Source organism: Candidatus Desulfolinea nitratireducens, assembly GCF_982879505.1.
This window is the reverse complement of the sequence record NZ_CEYOSI010000041.1, coordinates 1-19673: the sequence shown is the minus strand read 5'-3', so window position 1 is coordinate 19673 and position 19673 is coordinate 1. Positions and strand designations below refer to the sequence as shown.

The following is a 19673-nucleotide window of genomic DNA, read 5'->3' as shown; positions in this document are numbered from 1 at the left end:
GGCTGGGCTTTGGGAATGGCAGTTCCCAGGAGCGATTTATCTCTCGTTCAGAGACATGGAAAGCAAAATGGCGCTAAACGATCCAAGTGAGCGCGGGCAGACAATTGCGCTCTATGCGATCATCCTGCCCCTGATGGCTGTTTTCCTGATGGGGCTGCTTGACTATATGACCACCAGCGTGCGGGTGATGGATGCAGTTGCGATTGGCGATCTGGCAGCCCATGCAGGCGCACAGGAAATTGAAGTCTTGCCCAATGGTGTTATTCGCTCCACTGCCGAAGGGAATGCGGTTGCTGCCATTTATTTCCGCAATCAGGCACCCTCCTATCTGCAATTGAATTTTGTGCAGTGCGGGCGTTATCAGGGGAGACCAGGCTGTTTGGTACAAGCTGGAATTGAAACCCCTGGCTTTCTCTTCCCCAAGCACTGGATCGCTGTCAACACAGTGGGGTATCTCGCGCATGGGGTGACGAGAGAAGATCAATAATCAAAAAGGAAAAACATGCTGAAATTCTTTACCTATACAGATTTATCAGGCAAGCGGCATTTGCGTTCTTATGCAATTGTCGCTATCGTTTTATTCGTCTTACTGCTTTTACTTGCTGGAGGAGCAGCACTTTGGCGTATCGGGGAGTTCTCACCTACTGATATTGCAGAAACCCCTGTATTTGCTCCTCTGACCGAAACCGCTATTCCAGAGGTGATGCCAAGCAATACCCCGGAAGCCTGTCCCTCTGATCCTGCTGATTGGGCTTTGCTGGATATGCATTTGAGCAAGAATTACAAATCACTTAGCCCCACTTGTATCTACATGGAATTGGAACGAACGGTGGCTTGGGTCTTGGCGATTAATGAAGGGTATAGCCGAGCAGAGGCAATAGAAAAGCTGGGTTTTTCTTCTATGCCGATGACCATGCAAACAGGGACACTGACCATCCTCACAGATAATAAAGGGCCTGTTTCTGTACAGATGCTGATCAGTCCACAAGTGCCTGATTTGGCACAGTGGGCAATTGATAAATCTGGCAACCCCGCTACAAAGATGGCTTTGCGAGGTTGTTTTCGTACATCCACCTTTGCTGGTAATGAACGTCAGGATTGGGGAGATGGTTATGAAGTAATTTGCGTAGTATCCAAAGACACTGAAGCCGTATATGGTTTGATGCAATTAGGGGAGCATGTCTTTACAGGCGGGGATGGGCAGGTTTCTGCTTCGCGCACTTTTCTGCTCTTTGGCTATAAAGAAAAAAGCTGGACCTGGCTGGGTTGGTGTGAAGACGCGGGGCGTGTCAGTTATGAGGAAATTGGCTTGACCGCTGAATTGGCTAGTGCTGATCGTGAGATGAAAAGCTCTATCTTTGGCTTATCTCATTGGGATAGTGAGTGGCTGGAAGAAAGCTATGGCATGGCGATGAAGGCTTTGCCCAATGATTGGCAAGATGCTACGGATACTGCCAAACGCGATGCCATCCTGAATGAAATTAACGCTTATCTTGAATAGGGGAGCAGGCTGTCTGGAGACCATCATGAATTTGAAAAAGATTTTCCTAGTGCAGATTATGTTTACAATGCTCTTGAGTCTTATCCAAATAGCGCCTGCCCATGCTGATGCAGGGGATTGTTTCTATACGCCTCCAGATACCGTAACCTGCACCACAGGCGGAGGCGGGTCGAATGGAGAAGGCGGAGAAGGTGGAAACGGTGGCTCTGGTGGTGAGGAAACCGAACCTTGCACAGAAGTAGCAATAGCTGATTTCTCAAATGTCCTGATCCCGGCCAGTTATTTTTCTTTTGGAGGCAGCCCAGCGCCTGCAGGTAGCTGTATACCTGCCAGCGGGGTTGTAGATGCCTGTTCGGGCAATATTCTGTCCGCCTACAATGCTGGTCTTCCTACAGATTGCCCTACAGAATATTCCCCACCACCAAATCCATGCACAACAGAATTGATTGTTACGCCCGGCGGGGTGATCTGTGGCACCTCCTGGGATTGGCATCTGACTGCCAGTGTAAGATTACCTGTAATTTCTTTGGATGCACGCCCATACCCAGCAACCTTGGTTCGCTGGGAAGATACAGCTATCCGCCTTGGGGCACTGCCCACAAATGCTGGAACTGGTAGGTTGGCTTATGCACCTTTGGGAGGTGGCAGTCCTGGGAATCCTGCTCCAGGTGATTGGCGTGATATTCGCCTGACCCTGACCTTCCGCCCTGCAAAAAGTATAGCAAGCGTGTCTTTGCCACATATCGGAGAGTTTGACCTGCCTCTAGCAGGCAGTACAGGCAACCCGATGCTATTCCATTGGGATTTACCCTCTCATCCTGAGGCTGGAGGTGGTCCCCTCGCAGGGAATGTTGGCTTGGATGAATTGCCAGCAGACTTTCCCCTCTTCGAAGGCACAGCCAGAGCGCCTTATAGACTTTATTGGGATTTACGTTATTTGGAATGGGGAAGCAGGTGCGTAGAAGACTATGGTAGTGGCGGACTAAATTGCCACAGAGATGCATATGGCAATTTTACTGGACACAGGGAGTGGGATTGGGAAGGTCGCTCATCTGGTGGAGAAATTCCACCATCGGCAGTGCGAGGTTTACCGGCTTCGATGATGGCTGACCTGGATCATAATGGCGCGCCTGATGCCTATTGGGATCGGCGGGTAGAAATTCGGCGGATGGATAATGCCAATCGGATAGACAATCCACTTTGGGCGCGGAGTTATTCCTGGGGCAGTATCTTTTATTGGGGTGTTCGTGAAGGGCAGGGGCAGATTGGCTGGCAAGAATAATTGCGCACGAGATGACCACCCTTTGAAAAATAGTATATACTCATTATTGAAAGGTCGCTTGGGTGCCCCCCTCACCCAGGCGGCTTTTCTTGTTATTTGGCTTCTTTTTTGGAACTTAACCCATAGTTTTGCCGCTTTGGCAAAACTATGTTTCCAGAAGCTTGTTTTTGCATATGGCACAATAGCTAAAAAGCAGTCTGTTTGTTCCAAATACTGGAAAATACATCCCATAAGAGCCGCTCGATAAGAAGATTCGTTGATTCGCTCTCGCCGGATGGGTAAAGTAGCTTCTTTTGCGTTGAAAAATCGGAAATTTTTCTGACAAAACTATGGTACCAGAATTTACTTCCGGCAAAACTTTCCTTCCATTCCTTCAATGTTTTAGCATTTTTGATTATTCGCTACGGGTAAAATGCGGCAAAACTATGCTTCCAGTCGTGGCAAAACTATGAGTTAAGTGACATTTTTTTTTAACTTAACCCATATAGTGGCCGCTTTGGCAACATTATGCTTCCAGAAGCTTTTTTTTGAAAATAGCACAACCCGAAAAATAGTCTGAAAAATGAAAGCCTTCGGCTATTTAGCATAGTAGACACTGATTACCATGGCCATATTCATACGACAGCGTGTCAATTTGCCTTTCATGCTTGTTTTGAACACGGTTAGGAGCAAAAAGGAACAAATTTTTTCGGCCACATTATGCTTCCAAGATTTACTTGCGGCCAAGTTATCCTTCCAGACTGTCTTGTATCTCCTAGTTTTGCACAATCACGATAGGCTAGAGTGCGGCCACTTTATGCTTCCAGCCCCGGCCATTTTATGGGTTAAGTGACATTTTTCACTTCAACGTGACCTCATAATTCATCTCGCCGCACCCACTTTCATAAAAGTAACCGTTTCTATAGCCTCAAACTCTTATGTCCTGAATTGAGCTGCATGGCGTTCGATGATCTTGATTGCCCGCTCTACACCCTTTTCAGCGCGAATGCTTTTGCCTAGTTGCGCCGCCCGTGAGCGCACCTCCTGATCGTTTAGTGCGATTTGAATTCCTTCTGCCAGATTCTCCGCTGTCAGGGATTTTCGATCTGGCATACGCGGACCAACCCCTGCTTTGACGACCTGCTCTGCCCAAGCATACTGATCGGCAGCAACGGGCGTGATCAAACTTGGGATGCCTGCCCTGATCCCGGCAGCGGTTGAACCCGCGCCGCCATGATGAACCACTGCCGCCATTTGGGGGAAGAGCCAGTCATGCGGAACATTTTCTATATAAAAGACATTCTCAACTTCTTTCCCTTGTGCAAGCCCGCCCCATCCGGAAAGAAGAATGCCACGCTGTCCGCTACGTTCCAAAGCCCGTAAGATCAGTTCCGTTTTTTCTTCCCCATCACCAGCATTCATGCTGCCATAGCCGATATAGACCGGCGGCGGACCACTTTCCAGAAAGTGCACTAATTCTGCTGGTGGCTGCCATGTGGACGGTCTCTCCAGAAACCAGTATCCGGTCAGGAAGTGGTTTGCATCCCAATCCGCTGGTTTTGGCAAGAGTGACGGGCTAAACGCACACAAGATCGGCGTTTTCTGTTGACGCGCCTGGGCATACAATTCTGCGTATGAATGCCAGGCTTTCAGTCCCAGTTGTTGACGCCACTGATTGGACATGGGTGCGCCAATGATCTTCCAAACCAGTTGATGGGCAGCCCAATGCGTTAATTGATTGTAGCCAGGCCCAAGCGATGACCGAAGTGCCCCTAGAAAGAACGATGGAAACTCGCGTGTCGTAGAAAAAGGAAAAAGATGGACAATTGCAGAGGGGATATTGAGCAGCTCGGTTGCTTCCAAAGCCCCGATACTGGTGCTGGCTTGGACGACAAAGTCTGCTCTTTGGGTAACTTCCCAGAACTCATCATGCAGATTCAGTGCGCGCGCCAGTTCTTCGCGCATGACCCGCAATACACGGAAAGGATTGCCCCCTTTGCGCATGAAGGCTTGCATCTCCGGGTGGTTCAACGCATCCTGCGGATCGAACTCTACGGGGCGTACATCAATCCCATAGCTTTGGATCCAATCGCTAAACGTGTGCGATGTGACCAGCGTGACCTTATGACCTGCGCGTTTCAATCCAACAGCCAGTGCGAGAAAAGGCTGAACATCCCCGCGGCTACCGAAAGTGGATATGGCAACCTGTATTGAGTTTACTTTTTCAGCCAAGCTTTTTCTAAATTTTCAAGCAAAATCGGGTCACCACCGTAATTACTCAATACATTGGGGATATTAGTGATAATGCGTTTTCTGATTTCTCCGAGCGCGTTTTGCTTTTGTGTATGTTGAATAATGCCAAGAGCTTCCATAAACCCTAAAAAAATTGGCAACAATTCAAGACCAGCAGAAATTTCATAGGGTTTTCCGCCCATAATCGAAAAATGCCCTCCCAGTGTTTCGTCCATTTTCTTCGCATTTGGAATGATACAACGCGCTAAAAAAGATTTTTTTGATTTTTGGTCGCTCTTTTTGTTTTTGCCGAGTTTTTCAAATTGTGTATAGAAAATCTCAAATAATTGATGCCAACCGAGAATGCAGCGCGATAACGGTATTCCCTTTTCCCATTCAGTGGCAACAAATTCTAATAGAAGGTTCCTGAATTTTTCTCGCCATTCTTCGCTGTTAATATCTTCAAGAAAATCATCCAAAGTCCATTCTGTTGATTTGGTTTGGGTAATTCTCGGTATAAACCAATCCAACCACCCTTTTTTCCACTCTACCAAAGAACCTGCTTTATCCAAAAAGGTAGGGTCATCCGGGCGAGGATGATCGGATGATTCCAAATAATCAATGAGCATGATTTCTGATAGTTCCCCGGCAAATTCTTCATCTGCCCCATAGATATATTCCGAGGAAGCCTGAATTCCGGGATAAGCGGTTTCCATTGCCTCCAATATAATTTTGGTGCATCCATGATATTTGAGCTGGCTAATTACCGTATCGAATTCGTCAAGATGTTTGCCTGATGTGAAGGGGCTTAATAGTCCGGGTATATTGTCCCAACGCTCATCAAGAATGGCAAAAGTAATCAAATCTTGATTGTAGTAATGGCTATCATGCTCATAAATATCCAGCTTTTCATCTTGTAACTTATTCAAAAGAAGGGCATAGTTTGCACGTCCTTCTTTGGTTGTCAAATCAAAATCTGATTTTAGCGTAGTCAAAAACTCGAAAGCATATTCAGCATCCAGCACATCGGACTCTTGCATTTTGCTAAAGATCAGTAACTTTTCATCTGTTTTGCTGTTCTCGAATAAATCCCATATCTCCGATTGTCCGGGGTTTTCTTTTTCAACCTCAATTTCTTGGTCGATTTTTTCTTCAAAGTTCATTTTAGCTCCTCGTAAACTATTACAGAAACAAAAGTGTGGAAGAATTTTCAGATTCGATTCTAAACGAAACACGCCCGGAGAAAGACTCTCCAGGCGCGAGCAGAGGCAGATCAAAGTGGACGGTTTCATCCGATCCGCTCCCCTGTACGATGACGTGCGCGCAGGGCAGGATCAGGTTTTCGGCGGCAAGAAATCCTACACCAACGGGATCCCCGTCAGCGGTGAGAATACGGACTAAGCTATTGTGCAGTTGATGGGACATGGCTCCCCTCCGAGGGTGATGGTAAGTGGCTATAATAGCGGCTATGATTATAAGGGAAAATGGAGGTAGGAGAAGTTTTTCACCTAGGTCCCAACAATTTACAGTGTCGCGATCTCAATATAAGGTATGCGGTTGTCCAGTTTTTGCCCCAGCCCATCATTTTCATTTTCCCAGGACCCCAGATACAACTGGCTGTGATAATCGATATGGGGGTATTTACGTGCTAAGGGTAATAAAGAATCAGTTGTGGTCAATCCCAGCATCAAATAGGCGTAACGCCGTTCGGCTGCCAGATTGTAGACCGCTCGCAGTAGTACGGCAAAGACATTGGCATCATCATTGGCAATGCAGATGAAGCTGGCATAAGCCGAGTGGATATGTTCCCTCTGGTTGGGCAGAGGCTGTGCGCCCAGCAAACGGGCACCGAGATTGTAAAATGGTTTCACCAATCGCAGTGAGCGATCATATTCTCGCACAACAGATTGCTTGTACCCGCTCTGATCCCATAAACCAAGGACCCCAATAATTTGGCCATCCCTACGAGCAACGATGAAATCGCGGATATCGAAATCACGCACAACTTCCCCCTCTGTGAAATCGGCTGCTGAATAGACAGGGAAGAATTGCCGTTGTGTACCGTGTTCCTGCAGAAAAATGACTATCTCCGGCAGGGTTTCGGAGGAGCCGCGTTCGATTTTCCCATCAAAAGGGAGTGCTTTCATCGGGTTGCGCAGGATGATTCCCAAGGTATAGATGCGGGCGATCTCTTGGGCTGAGGGAAAATTCCGGCGGCGACGCTCCACTAAAATTCCGCGTGAGATCCGGTTTTCAGCGGAGATCACACCCAAATAGGTTGGGGTGCGTCCATCGGCGTGTAATTCCCGAAAGAAGCTTAATCCCCGATGGAGCAACCACAGGCTACGATATTTTTCTGCGATCCTGATCTGTCCCACATATCCCAAATCCTGGGGTTTTCCGTTGATGAAATGTGAACGTACAGCCCGACAGAGTACGCCAGCGATCTCCTGGCTGGGGGTGTGCCGAAAAATGATGGTCTGCCAGAAGGGTCCCATAGTGGAGCAGCCCATAAAGTAGTTTGGTTCGCGCTCAAACGCGACTGTGATGCGCCCGGGCATGGGGCTTTCCGCGAGTAGTTTGCGCAGAGCAGGATCATCGGAGGGTTGTGCAAGCTCGAAACTGAATTTCATGGTTCACTCCAGCCCCAGGCGCATGCCGTGCTTTTTGAAGCTCTCCTGACGGAACAAGCGGCTGTACATGGCATAAATAGCAAAACGATAGAGCGAGCGCAAATTGGTGCGCGGCTCGAGCGCCCGCCAAATGATATTCTTGACACTGTTGAATTCTTTGCGACAATGGAACCCCAGCTCAGTAAGCTCATCGGCACTCATCTTGGCAGGGCGGAAGGCGGCGTAGTTAAAACGATATTCCGGATGCAACCACCATTGACCCTCAAAGAGCAGGCGGTCTTCGGCCTGCAAACGCTGGTAAAGGGGTGTGCCGGGGTAAGGCATCAGCACATTGAAGGCTGCAAAGGTGAAGCGATTATTCAAAGCAAATTCTAGTAGTTTGTGTATGGATTCGGGGGTGTCGTGGTCATGGCCAATGGTGAAGGCTGCCCAAGTTTGCAATCCATGATGGTGCAGGATTTCGATCTCTTCTGCGTAATGGTCTGTGCCTCCGCTCAGGTTGGGTGCTTTGCCCATTTCGGCCAGGTTGTGAGCATCGATGGACTCAAAACCGATCACGTTCCCCAGACAGCCGCTGGCAACCATCAGTTCCATCAACTCGGGGTCGCTGGTCATATCAATACTGGCTTGTGAAACCCAGCGGATTTTGAGTGGGATCAGGGCGCGGAACAGGGCTTTGGCAGCCTCGTGGTTTGCTAGCAAATTATCGTCGACAAAGAAAAGGTGGTGCCGGGATTGAGTCTGGATTTCATGGACAACTTCATCGATAGCCCGACAGTGGTGTTGTTGATCAAAATAGGCACTGACGGCGCAGAACTCGCAGGCAAAGCGGCATCCGCGACTGAACTGCATCAGGCTGAGGGGAAGATATTTTTTGCCAGCAAAAATTTCGCGCCGGGTTAGCAAGCCTGGTTGGGGAGTGCCACCCGTAGCGCGGTAGATTGGTTGCAAGTCTCCAGTCTGAGCATCGGCGATCGCCTGGGCCCAGAGAAATTCCGCATCTCCAATGTAGATGGAGTCAGCGTGTTGGGCAGCTTCATCGGGCAATAGGGTGACATGGATGCCCCCCAGAATGACGGGCACACCGCGCTTCCGAAATTCGGCGCTGATCTCATAGGCCCGTCGGGCGGTGAAAACTTCCACACTGATGGCGACCAAATCAGTAGGTTCATCGAAAGGGATGCTTTCCTGGCGGTCGTCGTACATCACAACTTCGACATCTGATGGGGTCAGGGCAGCCAAAATACCAAGCGCCAGCGGTTCCATACGCGCTTCATCAACGAAGAATTTATGTTCCAGACGGCCAATATTCGGACGGATGAGGGTGAGTTTCATGAAGAGGGGAGTATAGAGGGTTTTGGTGGTTTTACTAACCTATGGATACCAAGGAGCCGACACCCATCAGGATGAGTAAAAAGAGGACAAGGGCCAGCATTGCCGGGCTTCCCCAAGGACCAAGCGTCCACCCCGGGTCTTTAACAACCCCCTTTTGACGTGCTTTCTTATACATGGGAATGGTGATGAGCGCCACGACGATCGCTGTGGCTCCGGCGGCCAGACGCAGCCATTCGAGAAATTGCCAGACACCGATCCAAAGGATTATCAGCGAGGGAAGTGTAGCCAGTAACCAGGCCAGTTTTGTTGATAGCCCGATCCTTTCCTGAATGATATCGGCAAGCGCAAGTGAGACAGACCAATAACTGGTTACGAAAGCAAATATGATCAGGATTGAGCCAATAACCCCCACCCATGGCCCCATTTCTTTCGTGATCCCAATAATCGCGATTTGAGTCACTTCTGTAGAAAGCCCCAGCGCGACCAATGCAACAGTGGCTGTGAGTGCTCCATTGATCCCAAGGCCGATAAGGATTGCTCGAACAGCACCGTGACGATCTGAGCCAAGGCCTTTCACCACCTGGGGCACGCTGTAGAATGTCCAGAGGGCGTACATGACCATCCCGTAAAGCGCCATCCATCCTGTTGCAGAACCAGATGTCTTAAGTGGCAGACTTAGGCCTAAAGGAATCACACCCAAGACAATGACGGACACAAGGCTGATCAGAACAATAACGCCAATTTTCTCAGCAATCCCTACGGCCTTGAGACCAAAGAAAACAACACTGGCTGAAATTATGTAGATAGCGAGTTCAGCGATGCGCTGGTGTATGCCTGTAAGATTAGCTACGATCTCTCCAGCGCCAGAGATATATGCGGCAAGATTAGCCAGAAAGGCGATACTCAGAAATGTGAATATTATCCACAGAAACCATTTTCCGATTCGCCCCTTTAATATGTAGATTTGCATCAATTCCACGATCTGGAGATCCTGCCCGGTGCGAAATAATACTTCGGCAAGCATCAGGTGTACGATGGAACTCGCAGCCCATGCTACGGGCAAGATTACCGCAAGGCCAATAATGCCAACACGCTCAGCGAGAAATGGAACGGCCATGATCCCCGCGCCAACACCGGCCCCGACCATAAGCGAGATCGCTTCCCATTGGGTAAGTTGATTATCAGTCTTCTTTTTCATCTGATTTCATTATAGAGTGATTGATGTTAGCCGATCCACAACACCTTGCCAACGGGAATCCCGTCAGCGGTGAGAATACGGACTATGCTGTTGTGCAGTTGATGGGACATAGCTCCCCTCCCAGGGCGATGGTGGATGGAGATATTATAAGGGAAAACAGAAGTACGGGGAAAATTTTTCCTTGCTCGATTATTGCCAATCTACTTTTCAATAACAGCATCCATCACTCAGGGTACCTTGTCATTTAATATCGTATGATGCGCTCTCAGGAGACCAAAGCTCAATGCAGCGAAATACGATATTGCTATTCTTATTCTTATCTTTTAGCACATCTGGATATCTAATCGAGGACCACGATCTGGATGTCTTTTTCCCTTTTCCTGATAAATCCCCCTGTGCAGATTTATCTGTGGACGAAGATGGAATCAATTGTAAGGTAGGAGAACCTTTCTGGGATACCAGCATCTTTCTTCCCTTTCCCCATGTATATATCAACGAGGTAGATATTGATTCTATCCGCGCCTTTCCAAGCAGCTCTGTGAGTGAGACTGTTGATTTCCTCAAGGTACCAACCAAAGGAGGAGATACTCCTACTCCCTTTTTCGAGTTGAAGCGGGTTCGCATCACGCTTTCTTTGCAACCAGTTACCCCTACTTATCTAATGCCTTATCTTTCCGATATTTGGGTTTTTTGGGGTGGTAATCGCGTTCCTTATCAGGGTAGATGGGAAGTCTCCTATTTGCGCCTTGTTGACGAAGATTGGGAAGAAAGGATGTATTCTGGGAGGATAAACCCTGCCGATATTCCTAATCTGCAAGACCACCTCGCCGCCGACATAGACTATAACGGCGTTCCCTCTGCTTTTTGGAATTATCAGGTGGAATTGAGTAAATGAGTCTCTTTCTTCTCTTTGCCTTATTCTTTCTTAGCCTTTTTGTCTCCCTATACGATTTTCGCCATGCCAGTATCCCAAATTGGGTGACAATTCCACTTTTTATCACAGGTCTTTTTGTCAACAGCCCTCATCCTATGGAGATATACGCTTTTTTAATCAGCTTTTGGATGGCCTGGAAACTAGGCTGGATGGGAGGCGGGGATGCAAAACTGTGGATGGGGCTGATTGTCTCTCTGCCCTCCGCTTATCAAATGCTCTGGATTATTCCCCTCATTTTCTTTGCTACAGGTGCTTTGCAATTACTTTGGCGAAAAATCAAGGGCAGAATCCTAACCGGTGTTCGTAGTCCGGGCGCATGGCGAACACTTGTTTATCTGCTGGTTATTTTGATACAGGAACTTTCCCATGCTTACTGATCTCTTTCTGGCGCTTTTGGATAAGCGTAACCAACAGGCACGGGGTAACCCGATCTTGCCTGCCCTTTTATATATCTATTGTCCCGCTGCTTCAGGTTGGTGGTTGGCTGGGGCAAACCCTGAACCCGTCTTTGATGTTGCCTGGCATGTTTTGGATGATTTTAGTCAAGGAAAAACGCTCAAGGATGCGCTCACAGAACATGGGATTGGCGAAGCAGCTCTGGGTGATATTGAAAAATATATCGGTGAAGTAGCAACTTATCGCAGCCACCACCCGATGAGCTCTCCAGAACTATCACCCCTTTTTCCTGGTGGAAGATTCGACCCCAGTCACCGACTTGGCTCTCATGTTGCGATCAAGAAAATGGGCGGTTGGGATAAGGTCCTGGAATATGCCCGTGTCTGGGCTTTTCTTCTTTACGACTGGCAGGGAGATATGAATATTTCTCAAGATGCCAGTGTCCAGATAAAACTGGAATGGTTGGCAATTACTTCGCGAGGCGTGCGAAAAGCAGTCTACTTCCCAGCCTGGGTTTGGACTGCAACAATTGGCAAAGTAGAGCGTGAGCATATCGGTCTATTGGTTGAAGAGGGACGCGGACATGACCAATTACGCTTTGCACTGGTGCAAGCCTCAGATAGAGCAGGAGATAAGAGTTGGTCTAATCCGCCCTTGGTTTTTGGCTTGCAACGTAAAAGCGGAGATGCAGAGCTTTTTCAATCTGCTTTCAAGATAGATGAATTGATGCAGATGCTCCTGCCTTTAGCAGAGAGGGCAACATCAAAAGTATCCTTTCCCTTACGGGCATTACGCAACCCTCATGCTTGCCTGGACTGTGGTTATCAATACCTATGCTACCCAGACAAGGCAAAAATGGAACGTCAAATGCCAATATTTGGAGAGGCTTCATTGAAGATGCTCCAAAGGTGAAATTAATGTTTTCTCGTAAAAGAATTCTTCGCGTACTCTCTATTCTTGTGATTGCTCTCTCAATGGTTTTTCTGATGCTCGCTTCTTCCAATATAGCCTCTGTATCCGCTGGAGGGCAAGCGAGCACGCAAGCAGATATAGAGACGCCGGATGATGAAGATGTTCCAGACGACCCAGATGATCCTCCCGAAGAATCCACTTCAATAATTACCTCTATTACGCAGTCTTTTTTCCATGTGGTCTTCCATGATGACACAATCTCCAAAGCACTGAGCAATCTCTTCAAAAAAACAGCTGAGGCGCAGAAGAAAGATTTCAAAAAGGAGGTTGTGCGCTGGTCATCAGCTTTGAATGAATTGGTGAAACCTGCTGAAAAAGATCAGTTCACCAATGTCGCTAAATCAGGGTTGAAGACTGCTGCTGCTTTGGCTCCAGCCTTATTTCTGCTTCGCCTTGCACTCTATCATTGGAGCAAATTGCTTGGGGATGGGAATGACACCCCGATGGTTGTGGTTGGGGATTGGCTTACAGCGGGCTTATTGGCTGTACTATCTGGTCCTTTTCTTGATCTGATCTCACGTTTAGGCTGGTGGATGTGCAAAGTCGCCGCGGTTGGTGAAACACGTGTCCTGGCGGCCAATTTCGTCACCCTGATGTCCGCGCCCTCCTTTTTGAGTATTACGTCGGTCATTCCCGGGCTTGTCTTTTTGCAATCCTTAATCGGGATAGCCATGACCTTTGCAGCTATCTTAGCGATGTCCGGACTTCTTTTTGCCTTTGTCTCTGCACAAGCCACCCTTTTTGTTTTGGCTGTTTTAGGGCCAGCGATTTCTGTGGGTGCAGTTATTCCACAAATGCGCTGGTTACGTTCTCTTTGGTTGAAAGCCGTTGTCCTGATTTCCCTCCTGCCACTTATTGCAGGGGCAATCTTTAAAGCAGCTGTCTCTGTAGCTGGAGCGATTAGTCAGGGAGGGATGGTGCTCAGCTTGGTGCGCTTATTATGGCTCTTTGGGGCAACGGGAGCTTTACTTTCCCTGTCTGGCATTCTTGCAAAAATGACCTTGAGTGCGTCTGGAGAAGCCGCCAAGAAAATCTTTGGGGTTGCCAAGGGATTGGTAGCCACCGCTGCTTTGGCAGCAGCTACAGGCGGCGTTGGCGCTGCGGCAGGTGGAGCTGTAGTCGCAGGAGGAAGTGCAGCTACAGGCGCTGGAACAGCGGCAACCGGGGCTGCAATGAGTGGAAGTGCATCTGCGGCAGCGAGTGCAGAAATGGCGCATCTAGCCAAAGCACAAGGTTTTAATAAATTAGGGACGGCTTTTGACGCAGTGGGCGCACACGGACAGGCAAGGGTTGCTTATGGTATGGCGCGAAGTAGTGACCTTTCAGCCAGACAAGATCGCTTGCAGACAAAAATTGATGGCTTTGGTGGTGCTTCTGCCAAGCCCCAGGCCAATCAATCACCCCCGGAATCCTCTGACCTTGGCTTTTCTGCTTCTGCGGGCGTAAAGAAGGATATTCTCTCTGGCTTTGGAGGTTCATCAGAGGGCTTTCGTTCAGCTTATAGTGGTTTATCAACTCATGTGGAAGCAGCAGGCTTTTCCCCCGACGGTTTTGCTTCCCAATACCCACAAGCAGCGGGGATGATGGCAAAAACCTATGCACAATCCCAGCAAGAAATAGATGTTGCGACTGCCCCCCTATGGGAGACAGCCAACAGAGCCGGTGTTGATGCTGAACTCCTCTCTCTTCTTGAGCAGGCAAAAGAATAAGATGATCGATGCGAACGCGACTCCTTTCTGGCTGCTATCCTTTGCGATCTTCAGTTTTGCCGACTTGCGTTATCGCTTGGTACCAGCGATAGAGATTTTCTTTTTAGCGAGTCTTTTTATTGCCGCACCTGCATCTCTTCCTCAGGTTCTTGCGATTGTCTTGGCGGTGGCTTGGGGTATCTTTGCCTCCTTCCCAGGATTTCTTGTTATCCCAGCCTTATTCTTTCCCCCCGCTTGGGTCTTGCTACTCACCGGATTTGGCGTTCGACGTGGCTTGATTGGCAGAGCAGACCTTCTTGCTCTAGCTGGAATTGCCTCTTTATTTCCTTGGACAGCCGTAGTCCTATCGGTCTTGGGTGTGGAATTATGGCGCAGATGGTGGCGGAAACGCTACCCAAGTGATGGCCTCTCACCTGCCTTGCCCGGCATGTTATTAGGTTTATCTGTCTTTAGCCTTGCTCAATGGCTTTGGGCTGTATGAAATTGTTATTCATTTGGGGGGATATGTTTTATGTTACGAGTATTACCTTCTCGATAATTATTGCAGTGGAAAAAAGAGCCTAACGCATATCAAGGGGTACCCCCATGCGGAATCTTCTATACTGCCGCCATGAGAGCTGGTGTTATTGGAGTCCCAACCCCTTATAAAATTTTTGGAGAGTTTGCCGGACTTCCCTTTTGGGGAGGCGGTCTAACGCTTTTGGCTGCTGCGCCTGGTGTGGGGAAAACCAGTTGGATGTTGCGGATGCTCTTCGATGCCGCCGCCCAAAATGTCCCCGCCGCCATAGGGTGTTATGAGCATACCGAAGAAGAATTGAAGTACAGAATATCTCAACAAGTCACTGCCATGCTTGCGGGCCCTCATGGAGAAGCAGAACAATTTGCCAAAGAAGATAAATTAGCTGAATGCGGGAATGCAGTTTTATTGTCGCTGGATGATCGCCGTGATACGGTGCGAGGGCTAGAAGATGTCTTGTTGAATACCTATAACTTTCCCCAAAAAGGAAACGCCTTGCTAACAGTGGATTATCTCAACCGTATGCCCGTTGTTGGGCTAACGGGGATGATCCCGCTGGAGTTGCGCAGTGGCGAAGCCGCTGCTGCTTTGCGATCCATGTCCAGACGACATGAGTGGGCGATTATTGTGGCAGCAGCTTTAAAAGCAGAAAGTTTTTATTTGGATGAAGATTTTAATCTGGGGCACTTATTAGGCGATGAGCGAGTGCCTTATGAAGCAGACCGTGTCCTTCTGGTTTCTCGAGATGGTGAGCCTGCCAGTTGTGGCTGCCTCAATTTGGTTGTGCATACCCTCAAAGACCGTACCGGTCCGACCCGAACCTGGAAACTCCAATTCTGGGGTGAGCGTTTCTATCCTGCACTTGAATCTGAGTTCGATGGGCATATCTAGCAGGCAGACTATATGAGTAGCGTTGGAGACATTCTACTGGGTATTTTCCGGGAGGCATGGCAGGTGCTGGTCATCCTTACCCTGGCTATTGGAATGCTGGCGGGGCTGGCACAAATCCTGCGCCTCTCAGCTGGAACGATGCTCGGTGCAAATTTGTGGGTTTGGGAGGCAATGGCGGGCATTTCTGGCGTATTGATGCTGGTTCTTTTTGCTTTTCTGGGCATCCCTGTTTTAGTAGAAGCGACTTCCTCATCTATCCCCGGAGGGGCTGGGTGCGGGCCGATTAATGACCTGGGTACATTTTCAGCCATGCTGATTGCAGGTCTGGCAGGCTTACGCATGTTGAAAGCAACCTTTTTGGCAGTCCTGGCAGCATCGGCAGGAGGCGCAATTAACACTTCTGCCGCGCTGATTGAGATTGCAGAAGCGATGTTTGGGATGCTCTTGGCAAGTGTAGCTGTACCAGTCGCGGCAATCTTTTTAGGCGCATGTTGAATTTATTTCAGGAGCAATAGGATGAAATTTTTAGAGATTAGTAGTTTGTATTTACTGGACGAAGGTGATGGTGGGGGACTCTTCGGTCCAGTTATGGATCAAATTTTAATCCTGGCGCGAGATGCGTGGGGCTTTCTAGTTGGACTGATCGTCGTTGTTGCCTTATTGGGCGGCTTGTTTTATGTCTTGCAGGGCAGCGCAGGCATGGCTTTTGGTGGTTCCAAGATGGCGACCTATGCCATTCTGGGTGTGGTTGGCTTGGTGATTATGGTGCTGATTGGTTTCCTGATCCTGCCGCAACTCGGAGACTTATTGGAAGGTTTCAAACCTGATCCGCCTTTCCGCCCAGCCCCACAGCCCTGGGAAGAATTAGGCAGGTTACTGAGAAAATATCTTCCCCATGTTTAACGACCGTGACCTGACCATCATGGGCGTGGGGGCAATTGCGGCTGTAATTTGTTTGCTAATCCCCTCCCTGGGACTTGTTGCCAAAGGGATCATCGCCTTTGTAGTTTTGATGACTTTTATGGCTTTGGCTTTGATCCGTCTGGGACCCGATCGCGTGCCGATGGAAGTCTTTCTGAAACGGCGCATCAAATTTGCGACCCAGGTTCGGCAGCATACCTATCATGGTGGACGTGACGCTGCCTTCCCCTCAACGCATATGACCAAATCCCCTTCGCATTTCCGCCCCTTATCTTTGCAGTTAGATGATAGCAATATCTATTGGGTAGTCTCAATCTGGTTGGCTGTTGTAGGGATTTATTTTGTGATTTGGCTCCAAAATGGGGGAGCTGAAGAAATCTCTTTTTGGATCAGACAACTATAGGCATTAGGAGAAAGAATGACCTTTTTATTATCCCTTATTGGCGCATTGGCTTTGGCTTCAATTCCCCTTCTTTTGGGATGGAGGCGTACCTATAGTGCCGCACAAATGGCCCGTCAAATGGGGGTAGCCCCTCCTGAGAAACGCATTGATTTGGAAAAAATGGCAAGACAAACAGGAACGGGCTTGACGCTTAATCAAATTCTTTTTGGCTTCCTGACCTGGGCTGGGGGTGGCTTTGTGGCTGGTTTGACTCTAGGAATGGTGCCTGCTATTTTATTTTCTATTGCGGGCGGATTGATTTATAGCGGTTCCTTGTCGGATATTCGGCAGGCTTTTCGCTTGCAGCAAGCCAAAGATATTTTGCGTGGGTTATCTGTTGTGGAAACCCTGCTTGGACAAGGCAGAACTTTGCAAGATTCTCTGGAAGGAGCAGCCAGATCGGTTGGGCCAGATGGTCGTCTTGTTCTTGAAGATTTGGTCCTGCGCTTGCGTACAGCAGCTTCTGATCAGGCTGCCAGGGCGGTGAAAGAATGGACGTTGACCTGGGATAACCCAGCCGTTGATATTGTTGCTACTTCTTTGCTGGCCTCCATTGAAGGACGGATTGAAATCTCGCCCCTGATTGCAAATCTGCGTACAACACTTGGTGCGGTGGTGGAGGTTTTATCCCGTGCGCGTGCAGCATCCAAAGGTATAGAATGGCAAGCTCGTTTTCTGGCACTTTTCCCTCCTGGCGTGCTGGTTGTGATTTCCATCATGACCCCGGAAAACGGGCGGATGTATGCGCAGAATCCGGTCTTTCTCTTACCTGTACTGCTCGGCTCAGGGCTGTCTTATTGGCTTTCGATGCGGATGGTTCGTAACGGGCTTTCTATTGAGGCTTCGATGGGCTTGCAGTCTGGAGAGGTAGGCATGATCCAGATGGATCGGATGGGGAAGGTTTTGTAAGACTGTATGAAAGGCCTATTGAAGATTACTTGTGGGGCAATTGCTCTACCCTTTTTTTGCGGGATAGTTTTTGTGGTTTCTTATGTAGTGATGGTGGGAATTGCCATCCCACAGCTCCCCTCTTGGGCACAACCCAGCGTCACCAAGTGGCTGCTGGATATTCCCCAGGATAGTGATAACTATGATATTGATGCCTGGGAAGGGAGCGACTTTGACCCAACCCGAGCTTTTTCTGGTACCTGGACAGATTATATAGGTTTGGATGCAGAGATTATCGGCATCCCTTTGTGGGGACCTCTGACAAAATGGGGCGAAGTTTATGAAAAGCCCTTATTGGGGTGTGATTACCATGATGCGCATTATAGCAACCATACCGGTGTTGATTTTCCCGTCGATGTAGGGACACCGCTTCATGCTGTCTTGAGCGGTGAGGTTGTTTGGGCAGGGATGAATGGTCCTTGGGGCAGATTGGTTGTGATTGAAAATAATGGCTATCAGGTTTGGCTGGCGCATTTTAGTGAAATCTATGTGGAAGAAGGGCAGATCATAGAGCGCGGTGATATTTTAGGGTTATCCGGAGGCGACCCAGCTGATCCAGGCTCAGGGAACTCTTCTGGTCCACATCTGCATTATGGGATCAAACAGCGCGATGGCGATGAGTATTGGTGGGTCAATCCCAATCAGTTTTTCTCTTCAGATGATTATCTCTCTTGGGGATGCTCCGACTAAGCACTGGATGACCGTACATATCAGGAATATCGTTTTTGCAGGCACAGAGAGTTTGGAGATTGCTCCTGGGCGTTGGACAGACACCTTTCTCTACCCTATTTCTTATAATCACTCTCTTCCGCCTTGGGATTATGCGCGTGCAGTGCGGACAAAGATCAACACCTTAGCCAAGTATCGACGGGGAGCCTCTTTGTGGATACAGGTTGAATCTCCGGGTAGATGGTATTTGGAGGAAGTGAGAGCTGCGCTTTATGGTTTGCCTCTGGCCACTGCAATTACGCGTAGTGACCATCACCCTGTTCTGACTGATTTTTCTTTTATCCCACAGACATTTATCCGACCTTCTCCCGGTGCGCCTGCTTCCGAAGGCTGGCAGCCTGTTGATATGGTTAATGAAGAAGTCCAAACCTTGCGTGTTCTGGCGAGGATCAAGACAGGCTATACATCGGAGATCGCTTCTCTGACCGGTTTTAGCGTTTGGAAAGCCAGGCGAATACTACGGGGGTTGTATAAGAAGGAATTGATAATTTCTCATGAAGAACCGCCCAAAGGGTGGGACGAGAAAAAACGTTTTTATCCATCCTGGAGCGTGAAGCGGAAGGGCGTTTCTTTGGCTTTGCGTAGCTGGGGTGTGCCAGAGGGGGCTAATTTTAGTGCCTATAAAGAAAGACGAAACCCTGAAGATGGAAGACATCGGCGCACTTCTCGGTTGTGGACTGCCTCATTACGAAGAGCATGGGCTGGGGCTGAGATTTGGACAGGCTGGAGTGAAGTGCAGATCCCTGGTCTACGAACTGCACCAGACGCTTTGGCTTGGGGACAATTAGACGGGCAAGAGACCTTGTTCTGGCTGGAGGTAGAGGGAGGCGGGACTTCTGGGCGGGTGATTATGCAGCGCTCTGCAAAACGCTTCCGTAAGGCGATTTTGTATGCGGATGACAATAATCTTCATTTGGTATTTGCCTTGCTTGCCAAACCCTGGGCTGGGCGGGCAGCGCGACTGGCTTTTGTAGGCGTGCCTGAAAAGGTCGCGGTGGTCGTTGCAGATTGGAAGGGTTTTGGCTTTTTGCCGATTCCACAGTGGGGGAGGGCA

General features: G+C 48.9%; 22 protein-coding genes. 16 read left to right on the top strand and 6 right to left on the bottom strand.

Annotated elements, in window-relative coordinates; genetic code table 11:
- From AC3DOM_RS05535 to AC3DOM_RS05525, 3 genes are all read left to right on the top strand, one after another.
- On the top strand, nt 1-487 hold a 487-nt coding region (locus AC3DOM_RS05535; RefSeq protein WP_487918032.1), incomplete at its 5' end, for a hypothetical protein.
- A gap of 15 nt (nt 488-502) precedes the next feature.
- Nucleotides 503-1501, top strand: a complete 999-nt coding sequence (locus AC3DOM_RS05530) for a hypothetical protein (RefSeq protein ID WP_487918031.1) — start codon at nt 503-505, stop codon at nt 1499-1501.
- Nucleotides 1502-1526: 25 nt separating this feature from the next.
- Nucleotides 1527-2783, top strand: a complete 1257-nt coding sequence (locus tag AC3DOM_RS05525; protein ID WP_487918030.1) for a hypothetical protein — start codon at nt 1527-1529, stop codon at nt 2781-2783.
- Between the two features lie 915 nt (nt 2784-3698).
- On the opposite strand, the gene AC3DOM_RS05520 is transcribed toward AC3DOM_RS05525, so the two are convergent.
- The 6 genes from AC3DOM_RS05520 to AC3DOM_RS05495 all read right to left on the bottom strand — a co-directional run bounded on the left by AC3DOM_RS05520 (nt 3699) and on the right by AC3DOM_RS05495 (nt 10160).
- On the bottom strand, nt 3699-4994 hold the full coding sequence (locus AC3DOM_RS05520) for a glycosyltransferase (RefSeq protein WP_487918029.1): 1296 nt from the start codon (nt 4992-4994) through the stop codon (nt 3699-3701).
- Nucleotides 4979-6157: a hypothetical protein gene (locus tag AC3DOM_RS05515; protein WP_487918028.1), complete on the bottom strand. Its 1179-nt coding sequence runs from the start codon at nt 6155-6157 to the stop codon at nt 4979-4981. The genes AC3DOM_RS05520 and AC3DOM_RS05515 overlap by 16 nt, the downstream gene beginning before the upstream one ends.
- Before the next feature lie 19 nt (nt 6158-6176).
- Nucleotides 6177-6419: a hypothetical protein gene (locus AC3DOM_RS05510; RefSeq protein WP_487918027.1), complete on the bottom strand. Its 243-nt coding sequence runs from the start codon at nt 6417-6419 to the stop codon at nt 6177-6179.
- Between the two features lie 98 nt (nt 6420-6517).
- Nucleotides 6518-7627, bottom strand: coding sequence for a hypothetical protein (locus AC3DOM_RS05505; protein WP_487918026.1), 1110 nt, complete (start codon nt 7625-7627; stop codon nt 6518-6520).
- A gap of 3 nt (nt 7628-7630) precedes the next feature.
- Nucleotides 7631-8962 (bottom strand): B12-binding domain-containing radical SAM protein, encoded by a 1332-nt coding sequence (locus AC3DOM_RS05500; protein ID WP_487918025.1) that lies wholly within the window; start codon nt 8960-8962, stop codon nt 7631-7633.
- Between the two features lie 34 nt (nt 8963-8996).
- A complete protein-coding gene (locus tag AC3DOM_RS05495; RefSeq protein WP_487918024.1) occupies nt 8997-10160 on the bottom strand; it encodes an aromatic amino acid transport family protein in 1164 nt (387 codons plus the stop codon).
- 23 nt (nt 10161-10183) lie between these two features.
- Between AC3DOM_RS05495 and AC3DOM_RS05490 the strand changes: the two genes are divergently transcribed.
- From AC3DOM_RS05490 to AC3DOM_RS05430, 13 genes are all read left to right on the top strand, one after another.
- Nucleotides 10184-10408 (top strand): hypothetical protein, encoded by a 225-nt coding sequence (locus tag AC3DOM_RS05490; protein WP_487918023.1) that lies wholly within the window; start codon nt 10184-10186, stop codon nt 10406-10408.
- 35 nt (nt 10409-10443) lie between these two features.
- Entirely contained in the window at nt 10444-11055 is a 612-nt protein-coding gene (locus tag AC3DOM_RS05485; RefSeq protein WP_487918022.1) for a hypothetical protein, read from the top strand.
- Nucleotides 11052-11471, top strand: coding sequence for an A24 family peptidase (locus AC3DOM_RS05480; RefSeq protein WP_487918021.1), 420 nt, complete (start codon nt 11052-11054; stop codon nt 11469-11471). The genes AC3DOM_RS05485 and AC3DOM_RS05480 overlap by 4 nt, the downstream gene beginning before the upstream one ends.
- The gene (locus AC3DOM_RS05475) at nt 11461-12402 is read left to right on the top strand and encodes a hypothetical protein (protein WP_487918020.1); all 942 of its coding nucleotides are present in this window, start codon (nt 11461-11463) and stop codon (nt 12400-12402) included. The genes AC3DOM_RS05480 and AC3DOM_RS05475 overlap by 11 nt, the downstream gene beginning before the upstream one ends.
- 5 nt (nt 12403-12407) lie before the next feature.
- Nucleotides 12408-14171, top strand: coding sequence for a hypothetical protein (locus AC3DOM_RS05470; protein WP_487918019.1), 1764 nt, complete (start codon nt 12408-12410; stop codon nt 14169-14171).
- A gap of 1 nt (nt 14172) precedes the next feature.
- A complete protein-coding gene (locus AC3DOM_RS05465; protein WP_487918018.1) occupies nt 14173-14652 on the top strand; it encodes a hypothetical protein in 480 nt (159 codons plus the stop codon).
- Nucleotides 14653-14781: 129 nt separating this feature from the next.
- The gene (locus tag AC3DOM_RS05460; RefSeq protein WP_487918017.1) at nt 14782-15579 is read left to right on the top strand and encodes a DnaB-like helicase C-terminal domain-containing protein; all 798 of its coding nucleotides are present in this window, start codon (nt 14782-14784) and stop codon (nt 15577-15579) included.
- A 12-nt stretch (nt 15580-15591) separates the two neighbouring features.
- The gene (locus AC3DOM_RS05455; protein ID WP_487918016.1) at nt 15592-16074 is read left to right on the top strand and encodes a hypothetical protein; all 483 of its coding nucleotides are present in this window, start codon (nt 15592-15594) and stop codon (nt 16072-16074) included.
- A 21-nt stretch (nt 16075-16095) separates the two neighbouring features.
- Nucleotides 16096-16482, top strand: a complete 387-nt coding sequence (locus AC3DOM_RS05450) for a DUF4564 domain-containing protein (RefSeq protein ID WP_487918015.1) — start codon at nt 16096-16098, stop codon at nt 16480-16482.
- Nucleotides 16475-16903, top strand: a complete 429-nt coding sequence (locus tag AC3DOM_RS05445; protein WP_487918014.1) for a hypothetical protein — start codon at nt 16475-16477, stop codon at nt 16901-16903. The genes AC3DOM_RS05450 and AC3DOM_RS05445 overlap by 8 nt, the downstream gene beginning before the upstream one ends.
- Before the next feature lie 15 nt (nt 16904-16918).
- Nucleotides 16919-17851 (top strand): hypothetical protein, encoded by a 933-nt coding sequence (locus tag AC3DOM_RS05440; protein WP_487918013.1) that lies wholly within the window; start codon nt 16919-16921, stop codon nt 17849-17851.
- A gap of 72 nt (nt 17852-17923) precedes the next feature.
- Nucleotides 17924-18580 carry a M23 family metallopeptidase gene (locus tag AC3DOM_RS05435; protein ID WP_487918012.1) on the top strand — a complete coding sequence of 219 codons (657 nt, stop codon included), beginning with the start codon at nt 17924-17926 and terminating at the stop codon, nt 18578-18580.
- Nucleotides 18581-18587: 7 nt separating this feature from the next.
- A partial coding sequence (locus tag AC3DOM_RS05430; protein ID WP_487918011.1) for a hypothetical protein occupies nt 18588-19673 on the top strand: 1086 nt, incomplete at its 3' end.

Bases quoted from the DNA above. Each gene is read 5' to 3' on its own strand.
- AC3DOM_RS05530 (WP_487918031.1), top strand. From the start codon at position 503: ATGCTGAAATTCTTTACCTATACAGATTTATCAGGCAAGCGGCATTTG.
- AC3DOM_RS05525 (WP_487918030.1), top strand. From the start codon at position 1,527: ATGAATTTGAAAAAGATTTTCCTAGTGCAGATTATGTTTACAATGCTC.
- AC3DOM_RS05515 (WP_487918028.1), bottom strand. From the start codon at position 6,157: ATGAACTTTGAAGAAAAAATCGACCAAGAAATTGAGGTTGAAAAAGAA.
- AC3DOM_RS05510 (WP_487918027.1), bottom strand. From the start codon at position 6,419: ATGTCCCATCAACTGCACAATAGCTTAGTCCGTATTCTCACCGCTGAC.
- AC3DOM_RS05505 (WP_487918026.1), bottom strand. From the start codon at position 7,627: ATGAAATTCAGTTTCGAGCTTGCACAACCCTCCGATGATCCTGCTCTG.
- AC3DOM_RS05500 (WP_487918025.1), bottom strand. From the start codon at position 8,962: ATGAAACTCACCCTCATCCGTCCGAATATTGGCCGTCTGGAACATAAA.
- AC3DOM_RS05495 (WP_487918024.1), bottom strand. From the start codon at position 10,160: ATGAAAAAGAAGACTGATAATCAACTTACCCAATGGGAAGCGATCTCG.
- AC3DOM_RS05490 (WP_487918023.1), top strand. From the start codon at position 10,184: ATGTTAGCCGATCCACAACACCTTGCCAACGGGAATCCCGTCAGCGGT.
- AC3DOM_RS05485 (WP_487918022.1), top strand. From the start codon at position 10,444: ATGCAGCGAAATACGATATTGCTATTCTTATTCTTATCTTTTAGCACA.
- AC3DOM_RS05480 (WP_487918021.1), top strand. From the start codon at position 11,052: ATGAGTCTCTTTCTTCTCTTTGCCTTATTCTTTCTTAGCCTTTTTGTC.
- AC3DOM_RS05475 (WP_487918020.1), top strand. From the start codon at position 11,461: ATGCTTACTGATCTCTTTCTGGCGCTTTTGGATAAGCGTAACCAACAG.
- AC3DOM_RS05470 (WP_487918019.1), top strand. From the start codon at position 12,408: ATGTTTTCTCGTAAAAGAATTCTTCGCGTACTCTCTATTCTTGTGATT.
- AC3DOM_RS05465 (WP_487918018.1), top strand. From the start codon at position 14,173: ATGATCGATGCGAACGCGACTCCTTTCTGGCTGCTATCCTTTGCGATC.
- AC3DOM_RS05460 (WP_487918017.1), top strand. From the start codon at position 14,782: ATGAGAGCTGGTGTTATTGGAGTCCCAACCCCTTATAAAATTTTTGGA.
- AC3DOM_RS05455 (WP_487918016.1), top strand. From the start codon at position 15,592: ATGAGTAGCGTTGGAGACATTCTACTGGGTATTTTCCGGGAGGCATGG.
- AC3DOM_RS05450 (WP_487918015.1), top strand. From the start codon at position 16,096: ATGAAATTTTTAGAGATTAGTAGTTTGTATTTACTGGACGAAGGTGAT.
- AC3DOM_RS05445 (WP_487918014.1), top strand. From the start codon at position 16,475: ATGTTTAACGACCGTGACCTGACCATCATGGGCGTGGGGGCAATTGCG.
- AC3DOM_RS05440 (WP_487918013.1), top strand. From the start codon at position 16,919: ATGACCTTTTTATTATCCCTTATTGGCGCATTGGCTTTGGCTTCAATT.